The organism is Streptomyces sp. NPDC039462, from assembly GCF_055639375.1.
The window spans coordinates 91,798-113,801 of sequence record NZ_JBVKAO010000001.1; the positions used below are offsets into that span (position 1 = coordinate 91,798).

Below are 22,004 nucleotides of genomic sequence, written 5' to 3' on the forward strand. Positions count from 1 at the left end.
CCCAAAGGGCGACCCGTCAAGGGCGACCGCTCAAGGATGACCCCTCAAAGGATGCCCCATCGAGGGCGACCGCTCAAAGGGCAACCCCTCAGGGGCGGCTGGTCAAGTAGCCGCCCATGGAGGTGAAGTACTCCGTCGCGGGCAGCTCACGGCCGTCCTCGGTCCGGACGCGCGTGATGGCCAGGCCGTGGTTGCGGCCGTGCCGGGCGTCGGCTCCGGCGACGATGACCACGCCGTCGCCCTCGCGGTAGAAGATGCGTCCGGGCGTACCGCCGTAGCGGCCCTCGGAGACCACCGCGGAGACGATCTCCAGCCGCTTGCCCTTGTGGAAGGCGAAGGCGCTGGGGTACGGCGCGGACTGGGCGCGGATCAGGCGCTCCAGGTCCTCGGCCGGCCAGGTCCAGTCGATGCGGATGTCCTCGGCGGACCGCTTGTGGAAGAAGCTCGCTTGCGAGCGGTCCTGCTTGGTGAACTCCGTCTGGCCGCTCGCGATGAGGTCGAGCGCGCCGATGGTGACCGGGGCGATGAGGTCGACCGTCTTGTGGAAGAGGTCGGTCGCGGTGTCCTTCGGTCCGACCGGCACGGCCTCCTGGCGCACGATGTCACCGGCGTCGAGCTCGTCGTCCATCATGTGCGCGGTCACGCCGACTTCGGACTCGCCGTTGATCATCGCCCAGATGATCGGGGAGAAGCCGGCGTACTTCGGCAGCAGCGAGTCGTGGACGTTCAGCGTGCCGTGGCGGGGGAGGCCGAAGATGCGCGGGGGAATCCACGTACGCCAGTTGTTGGCGACGATGATGTCCGCGTCCGCCTCCTTGAGGCGCTCGAACAGCTCCTCGTCGTCGGGGCGGTTGCGGATCAGCACCGGTACGCCGTGCTCCTCGGCCAGGTCGGCGACGGAATCGCTCCAGATCTTCTCGTACGCGTGCTCGCTCTTGGGGTGCGTCACGACCAGTGCCACGTCGTGTTCGGAGTCCAGGAGGGCTTGCAGGGTGCGGTGCCCCCAGGTCTGGTAACCGAACATGACGACCCGCATGGGGTTCCTCCTCAGAGCAGGGAAAGGCAGGGAAAGACAAAGAAAGGCAGAGCAAAGCTGACGATAAGTAAAGCAAGCCTTACCTTAGTATGCAACGAGTCTACTTTGCGCCTCAGTTGACGAGACCGGATACCCGCACCAAAGGGCCGGTTGTCCGTTTTGCCCGGTCGACAGTCGCGTCTGATTAGCTTAGGCTCACCTAAGTTCGAGTGGGTCGCTCTGTCGACGTGCCCACCATCTGTACCTTCCCCACGCCTGACAGGCGGCTTCCCCGCACGATGGGAGTGACATGTCACAGGTTCTTCCTGGCGACGCACCACTGGTCCACGACCTCATTGGCATCGGCTTCGGCCCGTCCAATGTGGCGATGGCGATCGCGCTCAGCGAGCACAACGCAAGCGTCGGCAGGGAGGAGACGGTCACCGCTCACTTCTTCGAGCAGCAGCCGAGCTTCGGCTGGCACCGCGGCATGCTGATCGACGACGCGACCATGCAGGTGTCCTTCCTCAAGGACCTGGTGACACAGCGGAACCCCACCAGCGAGTTCAGCTTCCTCTGCTACCTGAAGAGCAAGGGAAGGCTGACCGACTTCATCAACCACAAGAACCTCTTCCCGCTGCGGGTGGAGTTCCACGACTACCTGGAGTGGTCGGCGGCCAAGGTCGACGACATGGTCTCCTACGGTCACGAGGTCGTCGGCGTCACGCCGTTCGTCCGTGACGGAGTCGTGGAGTACCTGGACGTGACGGTCCGTTCGGCGGAGGGCCTCGCGGTCCACCGCGCCCGCAACCTCGTCATAGGCACCGGCCTCCGCCCCCTCATGCCGGAGGGCGTGGAGCGCGGCGACCGCGTCTGGCACAACTCCGAACTGCTCACCAAGGTCGAGCAGTTGGAGGGCACATTGCCCTCCCGCTTCGTCGTCGTGGGCGCCGGCCAGAGCGCCGCCGAGAACGTCGCCTACCTGCACCGCCGCTTCCCCGAGGCCGAGGTCTGCGCCGTCTTCTCCCGCTACGGCTACAGCCCCGCCGACGACAGCAGCTTCGCCAACCGGATCTTCGACCCGGACGCCGTCGACGAGTACTTCGAGGCGCCCGAGGACGTCAAGCGACGGCTGATGGACTACCACGGCAACACCAACTACTCCGTGGTGGACATCGACCTGATCGACGACCTGTACCGGCAGATGTACCAGGAGAAGGTCCTCGGCACCCAGCGGCTGCGCTTCCTCAACGTCTCCCGCCTCACCGGCGTCAAGGAGACCGCCGACGGCGTCCAGGCCGCGGTGAAGTCGCTCGTCACGGGCGAGGAGAACCTCGTGGACGCCGACGTCGTGGTGTTCGCCACCGGTTACAGCCCCGCCGATCCCGTCGGCCTCCTCGGCGAGGTCGCCGACCGCTGCCTCCGCGACGACCAGGGCCGCGTCCGCGTCGAGCGCGACTACCGCATCACGACCGACCCGGACCTGCGCTGCGGCATCTACCTCCAGGGCGGCACGGAGCACACGCACGGCATCACCTCGTCGCTGCTGTCCAACATCGCGATCCGCGTCGGTGAGATCCTGGACTCGGTCCGCGCCCGGGGCGCCGAGTCGTCCGCCTCCGCTGCCGCCGAGGCCCGCCCGGTCGCCGGCGAAACCGGCAGCGCCGCCCGCTAGTCCGGCCGCCACCGCGCCCACGGCTCGGCTCCCCGCACACCGGGAGCGCCCCACCCGGCCGTGCGGCGCGGGCCGATCAAAGGGATAACGTACGTCGACATGAGCACGACTGCAGTGGAGCGCCCCGTGCCGAAGGGCGTGACGGAGGCCCGAAGGCGGCGGGTTCTGGGCCTTGCCCTGCTCGCCGTGGTCCTGGTGGTCGCGGCGGCGGTGTCGCTGGCCGTGGGCGCGCGCGCACTGAGCCCCGCCGAGGTGTGGCACGGGCTGTTCGCGGCGCCGGAATCCGACCAGCGGCTCACCGAGATCAGACTCATCGTGCAGACCGTGCGGGTGCCGCGGACCGTGCTCGCGATGGTCGCGGGCGTCGCCCTCGGCGTCGGCGGGGCGCTCATCCAGGGCTACACGCGCAACCCGATCGCGGACACCGGACTGCTGGGGGTGAACGCGGGCGCGTCGTTCGCCGTGGTGTCGGTGATCGCCTTGTTCGGCTTGTCCAACCCGTTCCAGTACGTATGGTTCGCCTTCCTGGGGGCGGCCGTGGCGGGTGTCGTCGTGTTCGGCCTCGCGAGCATCGGCCGCGGGGCCGGCAACCCCCTGACGCTCGCGCTGGCCGGGCAGGGCATCACGGTGTTCCTCGCGGCGATGACGACGGCGGTCGCGCTCTCGGACCAGAAGTCCCTGAACGCGCTGCGGTTCTGGAACGCGGGCTCCGTGGCCGGTGTCGGATTCGACGTCATCTGGCCGGTGGCCGCGTTCATCGCGGTAGGGCTCGTGCTGGCCATGACGACGCTGCCCGCCCTGAACCTGCTCAACCTGGGTGAGGACGTGGCGCGCGGGCTCGGCGTGAACATCGCCGTCAGCCGTACCGTCGGCATCCTCGCCATCACGCTGCTGGCGGGCGCGGCGACGGCGGCCTGCGGCCCCATCGCGTTCCTCGGACTCATGGTCGCGCACGTGGCGAGGTACTGGACCGGCCCCGACTACCGCTGGCTCGTGCCGTACGCGGGACTCCTCGGCGCCGTCGTCCTGCTGGTCTGCGACATCGTGGGCCGACTGGTCGTGCGGCCCGGCGAGTTGGAGGCGGGGGTCGTCGTGGCGCTGCTCGGGGCGCCGTTCTTCGCGGTCCTGGTGTGGCGAGGAAAGTTCAAGAGCGCATGAGCGGGACGCGAGGGCACATGAACGCGACAGAAGCCGACGCGACAGAGACCAACGCGACGGAAGCGAACACGACGGAAGCGAACACGACACAAGTGAACGCGACGGAAGTGAAGGCATCCGTGGCGCCGGGCGTGCGGCTCGGCCAGATGTCGTTCGTCTGGCGACCCTGGCTCGTCCTCGTCACGCTGCTCCTGATGGCGGCGACCTTCCTGGTGTTCTGTCTCTCCATCAGCGTCGGGGACTTCTCCATCGGTCTGTCCCGGGTGATGGCCACGCTCGTCGGCCGGGGCGAGCAGGTCGACGAGTTCGTCATCATGGATCTGCGGATGCCGCGGGCGCTGGCCGGGCTCGTCGTGGGGATCGCGCTCGGCGTCTCCGGCGCGATCACCCAGTCCGTCGCGCGCAACCCGCTGGCCAGCCCGGACATCCTGGGGATCACCGGGGGCGCCAGCGCGGTCGCGGTGTTCTCGGTGACGGTGTCGGGCGGCACCGCCGCGGCGGTCGTCGACTCCGTGGGCCTCTCCGCGGCGGCGCTCGCCGGCGGTCTCGGCACGGGACTCCTCGTGTACTTCCTGGCCTGGCGCCGCGGGGTCGACGGCTTCCGGCTCATCCTCATCGGCATCTCCGTGAGCGCCGTGATGGAGGCGATCACCACCTGGCTGCTCGTCTCCGCCGACATCAGGGACGTGGCCCGCGCCCAGGCGTGGCTGGTCGGTTCGCTGGACAACCGGTCGTGGGACGAGGTGTGGATCGCGCTCTGGTGCTCACTCGCCCTGTTGGTCGTGGTGGCCTGCGCCGCCTTCCAGTTCAAGCCGATGCACCTCGGCGACGACGTCGCCGCGGGACTCGGCGTCCGGCACACGCGCGTGCGTGCGGTCCTGCTGCTGTGCGCGGTGCTGCTGGCCGCGGTGGCGGTGAGCGCGGCAGGACCGGTGCCGTTCGTCGCGCTCGTGGCGCCGCAGGTGGCGATGCGTCTGACACGGCGTCCGACGCCCCCGATGGTGGCGTCCGGCCTGGTCGGAGCGCTGCTGCTGATCGGCGCCGACCTGACGACGCGCGTCGTGCTGCCCAACAGCCTGCCCGTCGGCGTGGTCACCGCCGCGATCGGCGGGCCCTTCCTCGTCTACCTGTTGGTGCGGGCGAACCTCAAGTAACCGCGGGCCACTCGATCAACCACGGGCCACTCGATGGCGGCTCCGGCTCGAATAGCTGGTACAAAGGTGAGGCAAACCTAATAATAGGGGGGCTTGTGGTCGCTCAGTACATCACCGAGATCGAGTCGAAGGTCGAGGACGCCGACACCACCGCACGGCTGGCCGCCAAGGGCGTCTCGGTCGGCTACGGCGGCCGGACCGTCATCGACGACCTCGACGTGACCATCCCGCCCGGGGTGATCACCACGATCATCGGCCCCAACGGCTGCGGTAAATCGACCCTGTTGCGCACCCTCACGCGGCTGCTCAAGCCGGTCAAGGGCTCCGTCGTGCTCGACGGCAAGGACATCGACAAGCTCAAGACCCGGGACGTGGCGAAGAAGCTCGGCCTGCTGCCGCAGACGCCCGTCGCGCCGGAGGGCCTGACGGTGGCCGACCTCGTCGCGAGGGGACGCCACCCGCACCAGAGCTGGCTGCGCCAGTGGTCGTCGGACGACGCGGGCGTCGTGGAGCGCGCGCTGGCCATGACCGGCGTCTCCGACCTCGCCGACCGCCCGGTCGACTCGCTCTCCGGCGGGCAGCGGCAGCGCGTCTGGATCTCGATGACGCTGGCCCAGGGCACCGACCTGCTGCTCCTCGACGAGCCGACCACCTACCTGGACCTGGCGCACGCCATCGATGTGCTCGACCTCGTGGACGACCTGCACGAGTCGGGGCGCACGGTGGTCATGGTGCTGCACGACCTGAACCTGGCCACGCGGTACAGCGACAACCTCGTCGTGATGAAGGCGGGTTCGATCCTGGCGCAGGGGCACCCGCGTGAGGTGATCACGGCGGAGCTGCTGCACGAGGCGTTCGGGCTGCGCGCCAGGGTGGTCGACGACCCGGTGGGGGACCGGCCGCTCATCGTGCCCATCGGCCGTACACACGTCCAGCTCGACTGACCGGGCGCTCCGAGGTTCCTCAACTCGACCTGTCCCGCCCACGAATACTCCGGTAAGGCTAGGCTAACCTCATCTCAGCAGGTTAAGGTTTGGCTGCCCTTAGACACGGGGCGCAGCGGTCAGCGCGAAAGCAAGGGAATCCGGATGCTCCTCAACCGAACGAAGCTCACGACGCCACGGCGGCGGCTGGCGGCGGTACTGACCGCCGCGACCCTCGGCGTCGGCCTTCTCGCGGGATGCGGTTCCGACTCGGAAGACAAGGCGGGCGAGGAGACCCCGGCGGCCGCCGGCGGTGGCACGTTCCCGGTCACCGTGGACCACGCGTTCGGCTCGACGAAGATCACCAAGGCTCCCAAGCGCGTCGTGACCGTCGGCTACACCGACGACCAGACCGTCCTGGCGCTCGGCACCAAGCCGGTCGGCATGGTCGACCAGTACCCGAACCCGGAGGGCAAGTCCCCCGACATCAACACCCAGTGGCCCTGGGTGAAGGACAAGTGGGGCAGCACCAAGCCCGAGGTCGTCATGAAGAACGGCGACAGCGGCCCCAACTACGAGAAGATCGCCTCGCTGCGGCCGGACCTGATCATCGCGGTCTACTCCGAGATCGACAAGGCCGCCTACGACAAGCTCTCCAAGCTCGCCCCGACGGTGGGTCGCACCAAGGGCGAGAAGGAGCTGTTCAGCGCTCCGTGGCAGGACAACGTGGTGCACATCTCCAAGGCGCTGGGCAAGGAGGACGAGGGCAAGAAGATCGTCCAGGGCGTCGAGGACAAGCTGGCCGAGGCCAAGAAGTCGCACCCGAAGTTCGCCGAGCAGACCTCCGTCGCGCTGTCCTGGTACAAGGACTCCATCAACCCGTTCACCTCCACCGACGTGCGTGGACGGCTCCTGACGGGCATGGGCTTCAAGTACCAGACCAAGATCGACAAGATCGCGGGCGGCAAGTTTTCCACCGAGCTCTCTCCGGAGCGCACGGACCTGATCGACGTGGACCGCATCGTCGTCATCAACGACAAGGCGGACACGGAGGCGTTGAAGAAGTTCAAGCTCTTCAACAACCTGGACGCCGTGAAGAAGGGCAACGTGTCCTACCTCCTGGACAGCGAGGGCCCGGCTGTGGGCGCCGCGATGTCGCAGGGCACCGCGCTGTCCCTCCCGTACGCGATCGACGAGCTCGTCAAGTCGGTCGAGTAGAAATGCTGTTCAACCCGTCCCGTCCCCGTCCCGACTTGGCCACCGCGTGAGCACCACCGAAACACCCACCGACATCGGCACCGCCCCGGCGACTCTGCGCACGGCGACCGGACGCGAGGCCACCAGGTGGGTCTCGGCGCACTGCCGCGAAGTGCCGTGGCTGACCACGGCCACCGTCGCCTCGACGGTGGCCGGGGCGGCACTCCAGATCCTCCCGGTCCTCCTGCTCGGCCGGGTGGTCGACGGAGTGGTGGAGGGCGATTCGCGCTCCGTCCTGGTCACGATCGGGGTCTTGATGGGAGCCGCCGCGCTGCTCGGCGCGGCGGCCACCGCGGCGTCGACCTACCTGATCGGGCGGCTCGGCGCCGACCTCCTCGCGCGGCTGCGCGAGGGTGCCGTCCGTGCCGTGCTCGGGATGCCGAGCGCCCGGATCGAGCAGGTCGGCCGGGGTGACGTGCTCTCCCGGGTCGGTGACGACGTGGCCGTGCTGTCCAAGGGAATCCGGACGGCCATCCCCACGGTGTTCTCGGCCGGCGTGCTGGTCTTCATCGCCACGGTCGGCATGTTCGGCCTCGACTGGCGACTCGGCCTCGCGGGTGCCGGCGCGCTGCCGGCGTACGCGCTGGCCCTGCGCTGGTACCTCCCGAGGTCCGCCCCGCTCTACCGCAAGCAGCGGGTGGCGCAGGCCGACCGCGCGCAGGCGCTGATCAGCGGTCTGAACGGGATCGACACGGTCCGGGCCTACCGCCTGGAGGACTCCGTCCGGGAGAAGGTCACCCAGGAGTCGTGGCGGGTGCGCAATCTCGGTATCGACGTGTTCCGGTTCTTCGGCCGGTTCGTGGGCCGGGAGAACCGCGCCGAGTTCATCGGGCTCGTCCTCATCCTCGTCGTCGGGTACGCCCTGTTGGAGGCCGACGCGGCCAGCCTGGGCGAGGTGTCGGCGGCCCCGCTGATGTTCCACCGCCTCTTCACGCCGCTGGGCGCCATCATGTTCACCTTCGACGAGGCGCAGAAGTCGGGCGCGAGCCTGACCCGGCTCGTCGGCGTCCTCGGGGAGTCCGGGGACGAGCGGCTGGTGGGCGACGCGTCCGTGAAGGTGGCGGACGCCGTGCCGCACCAAGTGACGGTGGAGGGGCTGACGTTCAGCTATCCCGGCACCGACGAACCGGTTCTGCGGGACGTCGACCTGACGATCCCGGCGGGCGGTTCGCTGGCCCTGGTCGGGGCGACGGGCGCGGGCAAGTCGACCCTGGCCGCGCTGATCGCGGGCATCGGGGCGCCGCAGGCCGGCTCGGTGCGCGTGGGGGAGCACGATCTCGGCGGCCTGGACGAGGCCGGGGCGCGGGCTCTGGTGAGCATCCTGACGCAGGAGACGCACGTGTTCTCCGGTCCGCTCGCCGAGGACCTGCGGCTCGCCGCGCCGGAGGCGACCGACGCCGAACTGATGGCCGCCTTGCGCACGGTGGGCGCCGACGGGTGGGTGGAGCACCTTCCCGAGGGGCTGGACACCATGGTCGGCGAGGGCGGTGAGCGCCTGGACGTCACCAAGATCGCCCAGATCGCCCTGGCCCGCCTCGTGCTGAGCCGCACGCCGGTGGTGGTGCTCGACGAGTCGACCGCGGAGGCGGGCAGCGAGGGCGCCGCAGAGCTGGAGCGCGCCGTGCTGGCCGCGTGCGCGGGCCGGACCACGCTGTTCGTGGCGCACCGGCTGACGCAGGCGATGGCGGCCGACCGGATCGCCGTGCTGGACGCGGGGCGCGTGGTGGAGCTGGGCACGCACGACGAACTGGTGGCGCTCGGTGGCCGGTACGCGCGACTGTGGCGGGCCTGGCGAGAGGGTAGTTAGGCAAGCCTAATTTAGGTTAGCCTTACTGCGATTACCTGGAAGGGACGCTGAGTCTTCGATGATGGAACCGAGCGCCGGCCTCGTGCTGCTTTCCCCCGCCCGCCTGGCCGACGTACGTCGGCGCGCCGGCGACTACTCCGACCGGACCGTCGCCGAGGCGTGCGCCATCGGCCTCTCGTACTGGGCGACCGGCCGGAGCCCCGAAGGCATCGAGCTCACCCCCGGCACCCTCTTCGCCGACGTCCTCGGCTGGGTCGACAACGGCGGTACGGGGCCCGGCAGTCGGGACGCCGGCGCGGACGGCTGGCACGTTCCCATCCCCGACGGCGTCGAGCCCGCCGACGCGCAGCTCGCCCTTGACGACCTCGCCGACTTCCCCGACCGGCCCCTCGGCACCATCAGTCCGTCCGGTCAGGCGGCCAGGCTCAAGGCCCTCGCCGAGTGGAACGACACCCACGCCGACCGGGTCCGCCCGACCATCGTCGAGATGTTCCACGAGCAGGCGCGGCTCAGGCCGGACGCCGTCGCCATCGTCGACGAGCACCGCTCCCTGACCTACCGTGAGGCGGCCGAGCGCTCCGCCCAGTTGGCCCACCACCTCGTCGCGCGCGGCCTCACCGCCGAGCAGGTCGTCGGCATCTCGCTGAGCCGCTCCGCCGACATGGTCGTCGGTCTGCTCGCCGTGCTCCAGGCGGGCTGCGCGTTCGTGCCGCTCGACCCGCAGTGGCCCGCCGCGCGCCGGTCCGTCGTCATCGAGGACGCCCGCGTCGTGCTGCAGCTCAACGCCTCGGGCGAGCACGACCCGCAGGAGCCGGAAGCCGTCGCCGTCGACCTCGGCGCCTGGCGGTTCGGCTCCCTCCCCACCGAGCCGACCGGGATCACCGTCTCCGGCAACGCCCTCGCGTACGTGATCTTCACCTCCGGCTCGACCGGGCGGCCCAAGGGCGCGATGATCCGCCACGAGGCGATCAGCGAGCGCCTGCTCTGGCAGGTCGACGAGATCCTGCACTTCGGCCCCGACGACGCGTCACTGTTCAAGGCGCCGCTGTCCTTCGACATCTCCATCAACGAGATCTTCCTGCCGCTGGTCTGCGGCGGCCGCGTGGTGGTCCTGCGGACCGGCGGCGAGCGCGACCCGCACCACCTGCTCGGTGTGATCGCCGAGCAGCGCGTCACCTTCACGTACCTGGTGTCGTCCATGCTGGACGTCCTCCTGGAGATGGCGGGCGACTCCGGCCGCCTCGACAGCCTGCGCCACGTCTGGTGCGGCGGCGAGGTGCTGACCCCCGAGCTGTACGAGCGGTTCCGCACCCGGCTCGACATCCCCATGTACCACGGCTACGGCCCGGCCGAGACGACGATCGGCGTCTCGCACGTCATCTACCGCGGCGAGGCCGAGCGCCTGTCGACGTCGATCGGCAAGGCCAACCCCAACACCCAGCTGTACGTCCTCGACGACGAGCTGCGCCCCGTCCCGGTCGGCGTCGGCGGCGAGCTGTACGTCGGCGGCTTCCTCCTCGGGCGCGGCTACGTCAACGCGCCGGGCCTGACGGCCTCCCGGTTCGTCGCCAACCCCTTCGCCTCGGACGGGTCCCGGCTCTACCGGACCGGCGACCTCGCGCGGTTCGCCCCCGACGGGTCCCTCGACTTCCTCGGCCGGGCCGACAACCAGATCAAGATCCGCGGCATGCGCCTGGAGATCGAGGACGTCGAGGTCGGCCTCGCCGAGCACCCCCGCGTACGTCACACCTGCGTCGTCGCCAAGAAGAACACGGCGGGCGGCACCTACCTCGTGGGATACGTCATCCCGGCCGCGGGCCACGAGGAGTTGCGGGCCGACGAGGTCAAGGCGTGGGCCGTCGACCACATGGTCGAGTACATGGTGCCCACCCACATTGTCGTCCTCGACGCGTTCCCGCTCACCGCGAACGGCAAGCTCGACCGGAACGCGCTGCCGGAACCGACCACCCCGAAGGGGACCGTCGCCCCGCCCACCACCGAGAACGAACGCGTGGTCTGCGCCGCTGTCGCCGCGGTGCTCCAGCTCGACGAGGTCGGCGTCGACCAGGACTTCTTCCAGCTCGGCGGCGACAGCATCCTGACGATCTCGCTGCTGAGCGCGTTGCGCGACGCCGGTCTCTACGTCACGGCGCGGCAGATCTTCACCAACAGCGTCGTGGGCGCGCTCGCCGCGGTGGCGAGCCGCGAGGACGTCTCCACGGTCGACCACGGCGACGTCGCCACCGGTGCCGTGGCGGGCTCGCCCATCGTGCAGTGGCTCGGCGAGACCACGGACGCGATCGACGGCTTCGTGCAGTCGGTCGTCCTGAACACCCCGGCGGAGCTGACCGCCGAAGCGCTCGACCGGATACTCGGCGCCGTCCTCGCACGGCACGACATGCTGCGCGCCAGACTGGTGCGCGGCGACCGCTGGAGCTTCGACATCCCGGCGGCGGCCCCCGCCGCCCCGGCGTGGCAGGAGAGCGACCTGCCGCTCGACGACTGCGTCGCCCTCGCCACCGACGGGCTCGACCCCGACAACGGCGTGATGCTGCGTGCCGTCTGGCGCCGGGAGGCGCGCCAGCTGGTCATGGTCGCCCACCACGTGGTGGTCGACGGCGTGTCCTGGCGGGTCCTGATGGAGGACCTGGCCACGGCGTGGCGCCAGTTCACCTCCGGCGCGGCCGTCGAACTGCCCCCGGTGGGCACGTCGTTCCGCCGCTGGACGCAGCTCTTGGAGCGTGCGGGCTTCGAGGCCGACCTGCCGTACTTCCAGCGCCCCCTGCCCGGGCCGGACCAGCCGGTGGGCAGGCGCGCCCTGACCGCCGCCGACACCGTCGCACGCGAGCGGCTCCAGACCGTCTCGGTCGGCCCCGAGGTCACCGCCGCGCTTCTCGGCGAGATCCCCGCGAAGTTCCACGCGGGCGTCAACGACGTCCTCCTCACCGCGCTCGCCGTCGCCCTCGCCCGGTGGCGCCGTGACCTCGGCCAGGATCAGACGTTCGCGCACATCGAGCTGGAGGGCCACGGCCGCGAGGGCCGCTTCGTGGCGGACACCGCCGGCTTCGAGCCCGAACTGTCCCGCACGGTCGGCTGGTTCACCACCCTGTTCCCGGTGACCGTGGACCCCGGCACCGCCGCCGACCTCACCGCCCCCGAGTACCTCGCCGCCGCCCTCAAGGCGGTCAAGGAAGACCTCTCGCGGGTGCCGAGCAACGGCATCTCGTACGGCGCCCTGCGCTACCTCGCCGACGCCGAGTTCGACGCCCCCGCGCCGCAGGTGCTCTTCAACTACCTGGGCCGCTTCGACGCGGGCGCCGCCGGTGACTGGCAACTCGCGGGCACCACGGGACAGTTGGGCGAGAAGCGCGACCCGAACATGCGCCTGCCGCGCGCCCTGGAGTTCAACGCGATCGCCGAACCGGCCTCCACCGGCGGCGAGTACGAACTCGTCACCACCGTCTCCTGGCCCGACGGCATGTTCACCGACGAGGACATCGCGACGCTCGGCGGCTACTTCCGGGTGGCCCTCGCCGGCCTCGCCGCGCTCGACGAGGGTGGCCACACACCCAGCGACTTCCCGCTGGTGCCGCTCACCCAGGCCGACGTCGACGCCCTGGACGGCCCGGCCCTGCGGGACGTACTGCCGCTGACGCCGCTCCAGGAAGGCCTCTACTTCCACTCGGTCTTCGACGACGACTCGGCGGGCGCGTACGTCGAGCAGCAACTCCTCACGCTGGACGCGCCGGACGGCGAGGTGGACGCCGACCGGCTCGCGGCCGCGGCCACCCGACTGCTCGCGCTGTACCCGAACCTGGCCGCGCGGTTCACCGCCCTCGCCGACGGCCGCGTCGTCTCCGTCCTGGAGAACGGCGTCCAGGCGCCCTTCACCACCGTGGACCGCCCCGGCATCACCGACGAGGAGATACGCGACCTCGCCGAGCGGGACCGCCGCGCCGGGTTCGACCTGGCCACCGGCCCGCTGATGCGGTACACGCTCGTCCGCGCCGGCGACGGCAGGAACGTCCTGGTGCAGACCGTGCACCACATCATCGCCGACGGCTGGTCGGTCCCGCCGATGCTGCGCGCGCTCCTCGCCGAGTACCACGCGCCGGGGACCGTGTACCCGATCGGCGGCTTCCCCGACTACGTGCACTGGCTCGCCGGACGCGACGACGACGAGAGCGACCGGGTGTGGCGCGAGGAGCTCGCCGAGCTGCCCGGGCCCTCGCTGGTCGCCGAGGGACACACCCCCTCCGACCGGTTCGCCGACACCGCCGTCGAGGCGGAGGGCGACATCGACGCGGCCGTCCGGACGGCCGGCGTGCCCCTGAGCGTGGCCGTGCACAGCGCCTGGGCGGTGACGCTCGGCGGCATCCTGCACGGTGAGGACGTCGTCTTCGGCTCCACGGTGTCCGGCCGCGACGCCGACGTGCCCGGCATCGGCGACATGGTCGGTCTGTTCATCAACACGATCCCGGTGCGCGCCCGTTGGTCCGCTTCGACCACGGCCCGCGAACTCCTCGCGTCCGTGCGGGAGCACCAGAGCGCCGTCCTGCCCCACCAGCACGTGTCGCTCGCGCGCATCGGCCGCCAGGCGGGCGTCGGCTCGCTCTTCGACACCCTCGTGGTCTTCGACGTCGCCACCGACCTGGACGGCCTGCGCACCGCCGACGCCGAACTCGTCATCGCCGACGTCGTCAACGAAGGCGCCCCGCACTATCCGCTGACGCTCGTCGTCGAGCGCGCGCTCGACGGCCGCCCGCGCTTCAACCTGATCTACGACGGCGAACTCCTCGGCGAGACCACCGCCCAGGAGATCCTGCGTACCTTCACCTCGACCCTCACCGGTCTCCTCACGCGGCCGGACACCCCGGTCGCCGACCTGGCACCCGCCGACGCCCGCCGTCCCGCGCGCGTCGAACCGACCACCCTGGGCGGCCTGTTCGACGCCGCCGCCCGGCGCGACCCGGCGGCCACCGCCGTCACCCAGTGCGCGCTCGACGGCTCCACCCGCTCGCTGACGTACGGCGAACTGGCCGCCGCCAAGGACGAGTTGGCCGCGTCGCTGCGCGCGGCGGGCGTCGGCCCCGGCAAGCGGGTCGCCGTCGCCGTGCCGCGTTCCGTGGAGCAGGTCGTCGCCCTGGTCGCGATCGTCGCCGCGGGCGGTGCCTACGTACCGCTGGACCTGGCGTACCCGGACGAGCGCCTGGAGTACATCCTCGCCGACGCCGCTCCGCAGGTCGTGCTCGTCGACCGCGAGCAGCGGGACCGCTTCGCCGCACTCCTCGACCGCACGGGCGTCCCGGCCCGCGTCCTCGTCCAGGGGGAACAGCCGTCGACGGAGGCCACCGAGGCGCAGGAGCAGGCGCCGGGGGCGGGCTGGCACGACCCCGCGTACGTCATCTACACGTCAGGGTCGACCGGCCGCCCCAAGGGCGTCGTCGTCCCGCACTCCAGCGTGGTGACGCTGCTCGCCAACACGCGGCCCGACATGGACTTCGGACCGCACGACGTGTGGGTGCAGTTCCACTCCTTCTCCTTCGACTTCGCGGTCTGGGAGCTGTGGGGCGCGCTGGCGCACGGCGGTGAACTGCTGGTGCCGGAGTACGGACTGACCCGCTCCCCGGTCGACTTCCACCGCCTTGTCCGCGAGCGCGGCGTGACCGTGCTCAACCAGACGCCGTCGGCGTTCTACCAGTTCATCGAGGCCGACCGGCACGCCGGCGAGCCGCTGCCCGCGCTGCGCCGGATCATCTTCGGCGGCGAGGCCCTCGACCTCGGGCGGCTGCGCGGCTGGGTCGAGCGGCACGGCACCGCGTCGCCCGAGCTGGTCAACATGTACGGCATCACCGAGACCACCGTCCACGTCACCCACCGCGTCCTGACCGACGAAGACTTCACCCGTGGAGAAGACGTCAGCCCCATCGGCGGACCGATCCCCGGCCTCGTCACCTACCTGCTCGACGACCGGCTTCGGCCGGTGCCGCCGGGCCGGGTCGGCGCCATCTACGTCGCCGGCGACCAGGTGTCGCTCGGCTACCTGGGCAGGCCGGGCCTGACTGCGGGCCGGTTCGTGGCGAACCCGTTCGCGGACGACGGCTCCCGGATGTACCACACGGGCGACCTCGCCCGCCGTACGCTCGACGGCGAGCTGGAGTTCGCCGGGCGCGCCGACGACCAGGTGCAGCTCAAGGGCTTCCGCATCGAGCTCGGCGAGGTCGAGTCCGCGGTCCGGGAACTCGACGGCGTGGTCGACGTGGCCGTCACCGTCGCGGACAGCGGCGACCACCTGGTCGCGCACGTCGTGGGCAGCGCGCCCGAAGACCTCGCGGGACTGCTCGGCGCCAAGCTGCCCGTGCACATGGTGCCGGGCCGGGTCCTCACGGTCGACGCCCTGCCGCTGACGGTCAACGGCAAGCTGGACCGCAAGGCGCTCGCCGAGCGCGCCGCGCGCGACGACGACGCCCCGGCCGTCGCGGGCGATGCGGTGCCGGCCGACGTCGCGGGCGACTCCGTACTGGCCGCACTGGTCGGCATCTTCTCGGAGACGCTGCCCGGCGACACCACCGCGGACGCCGACACCGACTTCTTCGCCGCCGGCGGCGACAGCATCGTCGCCATCACCGTGATCAACCGGGCCCGCGCGCTCGGCCTGCGGATCGCGCCGCGGGACGTGTTCCTGTTCAGGACGCCCCGCGCACTCGCCGAGCACCTGGGGTCGAACGCACCGCAGGCCGGGGCATCCGCGTCCGCGTCCGCCCCCGCTCGCCGCGAGGACGGCCCGCTGGCACCGACGCCGATCGCCCTGCGCCAGCGCGAACTGGGCGGCTCGCTCGACCGGTTCGCCCAGGCCAGGACGCTGGTGGCGCCCGAGGGCACCGGATTCGCCGACGCCGAGCGCGCCGCGAACGCCGTCGTGGCCGCGCACCCGGCGCTCCGGCTGCGGCTGCGCGTGGAGCACGGCGTGTGGGCGCTGCGCACCGAGCCCGCGCGCGAGATCGCCGTCGTACGCGGTGACACGACCGACGCGACCGTCGCCGCGAACGAGGCCGCCGGACGGCTCGATCCCGAGGCCGGGGACGTCATCGCGTTCACCTGGCTGGAGGCGAGCCGCACCCTGGTCGTCGCCGTGCACCACCTCGCCGTCGACGCGGTGTCCTGGCTGATCCTCCTCGACGACCTCGCCACCGCCATGGGCGGCGCCGACCTGGCACCGCCGACCACGTCGTACGCCGAGTACGCCGAGGCGCTGACGCTCGGGGCCGCCGACGCGATCGACGACCTCGGGCACTGGATCACCACGCTTCAGGCCCCCGGCCTGCTGCCGGCGGTCCGGAACCCGCGCGAGACCACCGTCGTCCTCGCGCCCGACACCAGCGACCGCGTCACCCGCACCGCGCCCGCCGCGCTCGGCGTCGGCCTCACGGAGCTGCTGTGCGGCGCGCTGCGCACCGCGCTGACCCATGTGCAGGCGTCGCCCACCGACCTCGCGGTCGAGCTGGAGCGGCACGGCCGGGTCCCGGTCCTCGAACAGCACGACTACAGCCGTACCGTCGGCTGGTTCACCTCCATCGCGCCCGTACGGCTCACCGCGCACACCGACCCCGTCGCCGCCGCGCGCGAGGTCGCCGAGCGCCAGCCGGACGAGCGCGGGCACCTCGCGTACGGCCAGCTGAAGTACCTGAACCCGCAGACGGCGCCGCTCCTGACCGCCCGCCCGCAGGTCCTGTTCAACTACCTCGGCCGGGGCAGCGAGTCCCAGGCGGTGCACATCACCGGCGGCGACCATGGCAGCCCGTACGCCGTCGAGGTCAACGCCTGGGTCGACGACGCCACCGGCAGCCTGCACGCGGCCTTCACCCTCGCCGACGGCATCCCCGACACGATCACCGAGCACTGGTCGAACGCCCTGGAGCGCGTCGCCGACGCCGCCACGACCGCCGAGCGCACCGCGCCGGTCACCCCCCTCCAGCGGGGTCTGTTCTTCCAGGCCCAGATGGCGGGCGAGGCCGGACACTACGTCGCGCAGAGCTGGTTCACCTTCGACCGGCGGCTGGACGCGGACGCGTTGGCCGAGGCGATGGCGCACGTCATCGCACGGCACCCGGTCGTCGGCGCCGGCTTCACCACCGACGACGACGGCGACCCCGTCCAGGTCCTCAAGGCCGGGCGCCGGGTCGACGTCCGCACGGTCGAGCTGACGGACGACGCGGAGGTCGAGGAGCTGCGCACCCGCGACCGCGACGCCGGATTCGACCCGGCCGAGCCGCCGCTGATCCGCCTCACCGTGGTCCGCCTGCCCGGCGGCCACGACGGCCTGCTGCTCAGCTACCACCTGCTGCTGTGGGACGGCTGGTCCCGCGAGATCGTGCTGCGGGACCTCTTCGACGCCTACGAGGCAGTCGTCGCGGGCGAGCCGCTCGACGACGCCCCGGCCACGCCGAGCTTCGAGGAGTACGCCAGGGCGCTCGACGCCAAGGACGCTGCCGCATCGGAGCGTTTCTGGGCGGAGCACCTGGCCGGACTCCCCGGCCCGACCCTGCTCGCAGGCCCGGCACCGGCCCTCTCGCAGGACCTGCCGCCCGCGCTCGTCCACACGCTCTCCGCCGAACAGTCGGAGCTGCTGCGTGACGCCGCCAAGGCGCACGGCGTCACGCTGAACTCGGTCCTGACCGGCGCGTTCGGCCTCCTGCTCGGCGCGCACACCGGCCGCAGCGACGCCGTGTTCGGCGTGACCGTCTCCGGCCGCGACGGCGAGGGCCTGTCCGACATCGTCGGCGTGCTGCTCAACACCGTGCCGCAGTGGACGAAGGCGAGGCCGGACGAGACCGTCCGCGACTACCTGACGGCCGTCCAGGCGGCCCGTGTCGAGGCGATGGAGCACGAGCACCTCGGGCTCGGCGAGATCCAGCGCGCCAGCGGGCACGACACCCTGTTCGACAACCTGTTCGTGCTCCAGAACTTCCTGGACATGGACGCCTTCGCCGAGATGAACTCCCGGCACGGCATCACCTCGGTGAAGGCCGACGACTCCACCCACTACCCGTACACCTGGGTCGTCACCCCCGGCGACCGGCTCACGGTCAAGCTGGAGCACCGCTACGGCGACACAGACAGCGCCCGCAGGCTCCTCGACGACTACGTGCGCGTCCTGGAGGACCTGGCCCGCTCCACAGGACCGGTCGGCGCGCTGCCCGGCCTCGGCCGGCTCCCCGAGCCCGCCGCACGCACGGACGTCGGCACGGACACCGTCGTCGACCGCTTCGACCGGGCGGCCGACCGAGACCCGGAGCGGGTCGCCCTGGTCGCCCACGGCGCGACGATGACCTTCGCCCAGCTCCGGGACCGCAGCCGCGCGGTGGCGGGTGTGCTCGCCGGGCGCGGGCTCGGCCCCGAGACGACCGTGGGGCTCGCGATCCCGCGCTCCCTCGACTCGATCGTGGCGCTGTTCGCGGTGCTGCGCGTCGGCGCCGCGTACGTACCCCTCGAACTGGACCACCCCGACGAGCGGATCGCGGCGATCGTCGCGGACGCCCGCCCGGACGTGATCCTCACCGTGAGCGCGGTGTCGCCCCGGCTCACCGGCGGTCCCGTCGGGACCGGTGACCTGATCGAGCTGGACCGTCCGCTGCCCGCGGCCGAGCCGTTCGTGACGTTCGCGCCGGACGACCCGGACCGGCTGCGCCACCCCGCGTACACGATCTACACCTCCGGTTCGACCGGCAAGCCCAAGGGCGTGGTGACCGAGTACGCCGGACTCACCAACATGCTCGTCAACCACCAGCGCCGGATCTTCGAGCCGGTCCTCGCCGAGCACGGGCACCGGACCTTCCGGATCGCGCACACCGTGTCGTTCGCCTTCGACATGTCGTGGGAGGAGCTGCTGTGGCTCGCCGACGGCCATGAGGTGCACATCTGCGACGAGGAGCTGCGCCGCGACGCGCCCGGCCTCGTCGAGTACTGCCTGGAGCACGCGATCGACGTCATCAACGTGACGCCGACGTACGCCCAGCAGCTGGTGGCCGAGGGCCTGCTCGCCGACCCGGCACGGCGCCCGGCGCTGGTCCTCCTCGGCGGCGAGGCGGTCACGCCGACGCTGTGGCAGCGGCTCGCCGAGACCGAGGGGACCGTCGGCTACAACCTGTACGGCCCCACCGAGTACACGATCAACACCCTCGGCGTCGGCACCTTCGAGTGCCAGGACCCGGTGGTGGGCGTCGCGATCGACAACACCGACGTGTACGTCCTCGACCCGTGGCTGCGGCCGCTGCCGGACGGTGTTCCCGGTGAGCTGTACGTGGCGGGCATCGGCATCGCCCGCGGGTACCTCGGCCAGGCCGCGCAGACCGCGCACCGCTTCGTCGCCTGCCCGTTCGGCGCCCCCGGCGAGCGCATGTACCGCACCGGTGACCTGGTGACGCGCCGCCCCGACGGCAACCTCACCTACCTGGGCCGCACCGACCAGCAGGTCAAGATCCGCGGCCACCGGGTCGAACTGGGCGAGGTCGAGGCCGCGTTCGCGGCCCACCCCGCGGTGCGGTTCGCCGCCGCGGTCGCCCAGCCCGACCCGCAGGTCGACGGGGCGTACCGCCTCGCCGCCTACCTCGTGCTCGACGGCTCCGACCTGGCCGCCGTCGCCGCCGAGGTCGGCACCGGACTGCCCGACTTCCTGCGCCCCACCCACTACGCCGAGGTGGACAGCATCCCGCTCACCGTGAACGGGAAGGCTGACACCAAGGCGCTGCCGGAGGCCAAGCCCCTCGGTGCGCTGACCACGGCGGGGGAGCGCGGCCCCGAGACCGAGACGGAGACGGTGGTCTGCGAGTTCTTCGCCGAAGCCCTGGACCTCGACGACGACGAGGTGAGCGCGGTGAGCGATTTCGTGTCCCTCGGAGGACACTCCATGCTGGCGGTACGGCTGATCGGCCTGCTCCGCCGCGAGTACGGTCCCGTGATCACGATCCGAGACCTGTTCACCCTGCGAACCCCGGAAGCGATTGCCCGCCACCTCGATGAAAACTGAGACTGCGACACCTCCGAACAGCCCTGACGCGAAGCGGCCCCGCCGGCCCCACCCGGGGTCCGACATCCTCAGGACCGCCCTGCGCCGCAACATCGGCGCGATGGTCTGGGGCACCGTCCTCATGGGCCTGTACCAGGCGGGTGAGACGGCCTTCCCCATCGCGCTCGGCATGATCGTCGAGCACACGATGCGGGACGACCGCACGCTCACCGCGCTCGGCCTGTCCATCGGCGCGCTCGCCGTGATCATCACGACGGTGTCGCTGTCGTGGCGGTTCGGCATGCGCATCCTGCAGAAGGCCAACACGACGGAGGCGCACCGCTGGCGGGTGAAGGTCGCGGGCTGCGGCCTCCAGCCGGTGGCCAGGGACGTCGACCTCAAGTCCGGCGAGGTCCTCACCATCGCCACCGAGGACGCCGACCAGACCGCCGACATCATCGAGGTGGTGCCGCTGCTCATCAGCTCGATGGTCGCGGTGCTCGTCGCGGCGGTCGCGCTGGGCATGGCCGACTACCGGCTCGGTCTGCTCGTGATCGTGGGAACGGTCGCGATCCTCTCCATCCTCAGCGTGATGTCCAAGCGGATCGGGTCCAGCACGCGTGAGCAGCAGGCCCGGGTGGCCAGGGCCGGGGCGAAGGTCGCCGACCTGATCAGCGGCCTGCGCCCGCTGCACGGCTTCGGCGGCAACCACGCGGCGTTCCGCTCCTACCGGACCGTCAGCACGGAGGCGAAGCACCAGGCGATCACCGTCGCCAAGGTGAACGGCGTGTACGCGGGCACCGCGCAGGCCCTCAACGCGGTCCTCGCGGCCGCGGTGACCCTGACGGCGGGCTGGCTGGCCTTCGAGGGCCGCATCACCATCGGCGAACTGGTCATGGCCGTCGGCCTCGCCCAGTTCATCATGGAACCCCTCAAGATGTTCTCGGAGATGCCCAAGTACGTGATGATCGCGCGGGCGTCGGCGGAGCGGATGGCGCTGGTCCTCTCGGCTCCCCCGGTCACCGCCCCCGGCCCCGAACGCCCGTCGACGGGCGGCGACCTGGAGATCGACGGCGTCCGTTACGGCTCGTTGCGCGACCTGAAGTTCACGGTGGCGGCCGGCGAGTTCGTGGCGATCGCCGGCTACCAGCCGCGCGCGGTGGCCGACCTGGCGTCGATCCTGGCGGTGAACGTGCCGCCGGACGCGTACGAGGGAGTGGTGCGGGTCAGCGGCCAGGAGCTCGCCGCCCTCTCCGTCGAGGCGGTCCGCGAGCACATGCTGGTCAACCCGTACGACGCGGAGATCTTCGCCGGCACCCTGCGCTCGAACATCGACCCGTCCGGCACGAGTGTCTCGGTCCCCGAGGCGGTCGAGGCGTCCATGCTCACGGACGTCGTCGCGCTGCACCGCGAAGGCCTCGACTACGCCGTCCGCGACCGCGGCGCGAACCTCTCCGGCGGACAGCGCCAACGCCTCTCCCTGGCCCGCGCCCTCGCCGCCGACACGGAGGTCCTCGTCCTGCACAACCCGACGACGGCCGTCGACGCGGTCACCGAACAACTCATCGCCCGCAACATCGCGAAGCTCCGCAAGGGCCGCACCACGCTGGTCATCACCAGCAGCCCGGCCCTCCTGGACGCCGCCGACCGCGTCCTGATCCTGACGGACGGCACCATCACAGCCGAAGACACCCACAGAAACCTACTCGCCACAAACGAGGCCTACTGCGCAGCAGTGGCCCGCTAGCGAGGCCCTGCCCAGGGGGGCGGGGCCGGGCGCTGGGGGCCGGGGGCCGGGGACGTACACGCGGAAGGGCGGCGGGGGCCCCGCCGGAGGTGCGGGGAACGGTCTTCAGGGGCGGGGGGAGCGGTCTTCAGGGGCGCGGGGAACTGCGCGAGGAACCCCCCACGGGCCGGCAGGCGGGCGACGGCGGTATGGGCCCGGCTAGGGGCGCGGGGAACTGCGCGACAAACCCCCACCGGCCCGCAGGCGGGCGACGGCGGTATGGG

The 22,004-nt window shown here is 71.5% G+C and carries 9 protein-coding genes; 8 read left to right on the forward strand and 1 reads right to left on the reverse strand.

The features are described from left to right. Positions 1–88: 88 nt before the first annotated feature. Positions 89–1,036 (reverse strand): methionyl-tRNA formyltransferase, encoded by a 948-nt coding sequence (locus ACZ7LU_RS00370; protein WP_468085089.1) that lies wholly within the window; start codon positions 1,034–1,036, stop codon positions 89–91. 289 nt (positions 1,037–1,325) lie between these two features. On the opposite strand from ACZ7LU_RS00370, the gene ACZ7LU_RS00375 reads away from it, so the two are divergent. The 8 genes from ACZ7LU_RS00375 to ACZ7LU_RS00410 all read left to right on the forward strand — a co-directional run bounded on the left by ACZ7LU_RS00375 (position 1,326) and on the right by ACZ7LU_RS00410 (position 21,741). Next, complete coding sequence (locus tag ACZ7LU_RS00375; protein WP_471915195.1) at positions 1,326–2,690, forward strand: lysine N(6)-hydroxylase/L-ornithine N(5)-oxygenase family protein; 1,365 nt, start codon at positions 1,326–1,328, stop codon at positions 2,688–2,690. 99 nt (positions 2,691–2,789) lie between these two features. Next, on the forward strand, positions 2,790–3,848 hold the full coding sequence (locus ACZ7LU_RS00380; RefSeq protein ID WP_398305084.1) for a FecCD family ABC transporter permease: 1,059 nt from the start codon (positions 2,790–2,792) through the stop codon (positions 3,846–3,848). A 92-nt stretch (positions 3,849–3,940) separates the two neighbouring features. Beyond that, on the forward strand, positions 3,941–5,002 hold the full coding sequence (locus ACZ7LU_RS00385; RefSeq protein WP_471916444.1) for a FecCD family ABC transporter permease: 1,062 nt from the start codon (positions 3,941–3,943) through the stop codon (positions 5,000–5,002). Positions 5,003–5,097: 95 nt separating this feature from the next. Beyond that, positions 5,098–5,946, forward strand: a complete 849-nt coding sequence (locus tag ACZ7LU_RS00390) for an ABC transporter ATP-binding protein (RefSeq protein WP_468085091.1) — start codon at positions 5,098–5,100, stop codon at positions 5,944–5,946. Positions 5,947–6,090: 144 nt separating this feature from the next. Beyond that, positions 6,091–7,143, forward strand: a complete 1,053-nt coding sequence (locus ACZ7LU_RS00395) for an iron-siderophore ABC transporter substrate-binding protein (RefSeq protein ID WP_471915196.1) — start codon at positions 6,091–6,093, stop codon at positions 7,141–7,143. A gap of 46 nt (positions 7,144–7,189) precedes the next feature. Then, positions 7,190–8,989 carry an ABC transporter ATP-binding protein gene (locus ACZ7LU_RS00400; protein ID WP_471915197.1) on the forward strand — a complete coding sequence of 600 codons (1,800 nt, stop codon included), beginning with the start codon at positions 7,190–7,192 and terminating at the stop codon, positions 8,987–8,989. 58 nt (positions 8,990–9,047) lie between these two features. Continuing rightward, on the forward strand, positions 9,048–20,015 hold the full coding sequence (locus tag ACZ7LU_RS00405; protein WP_471915198.1) for a non-ribosomal peptide synthetase: 10,968 nt from the start codon (positions 9,048–9,050) through the stop codon (positions 20,013–20,015). Then, on the forward strand, positions 20,005–21,741 hold the full coding sequence (locus tag ACZ7LU_RS00410) for an ABC transporter ATP-binding protein (RefSeq protein ID WP_471915199.1): 1,737 nt from the start codon (positions 20,005–20,007) through the stop codon (positions 21,739–21,741). The genes ACZ7LU_RS00405 and ACZ7LU_RS00410 overlap by 11 nt, the downstream gene beginning before the upstream one ends. Positions 21,742–22,004: the final 263 nt, after the last annotated feature.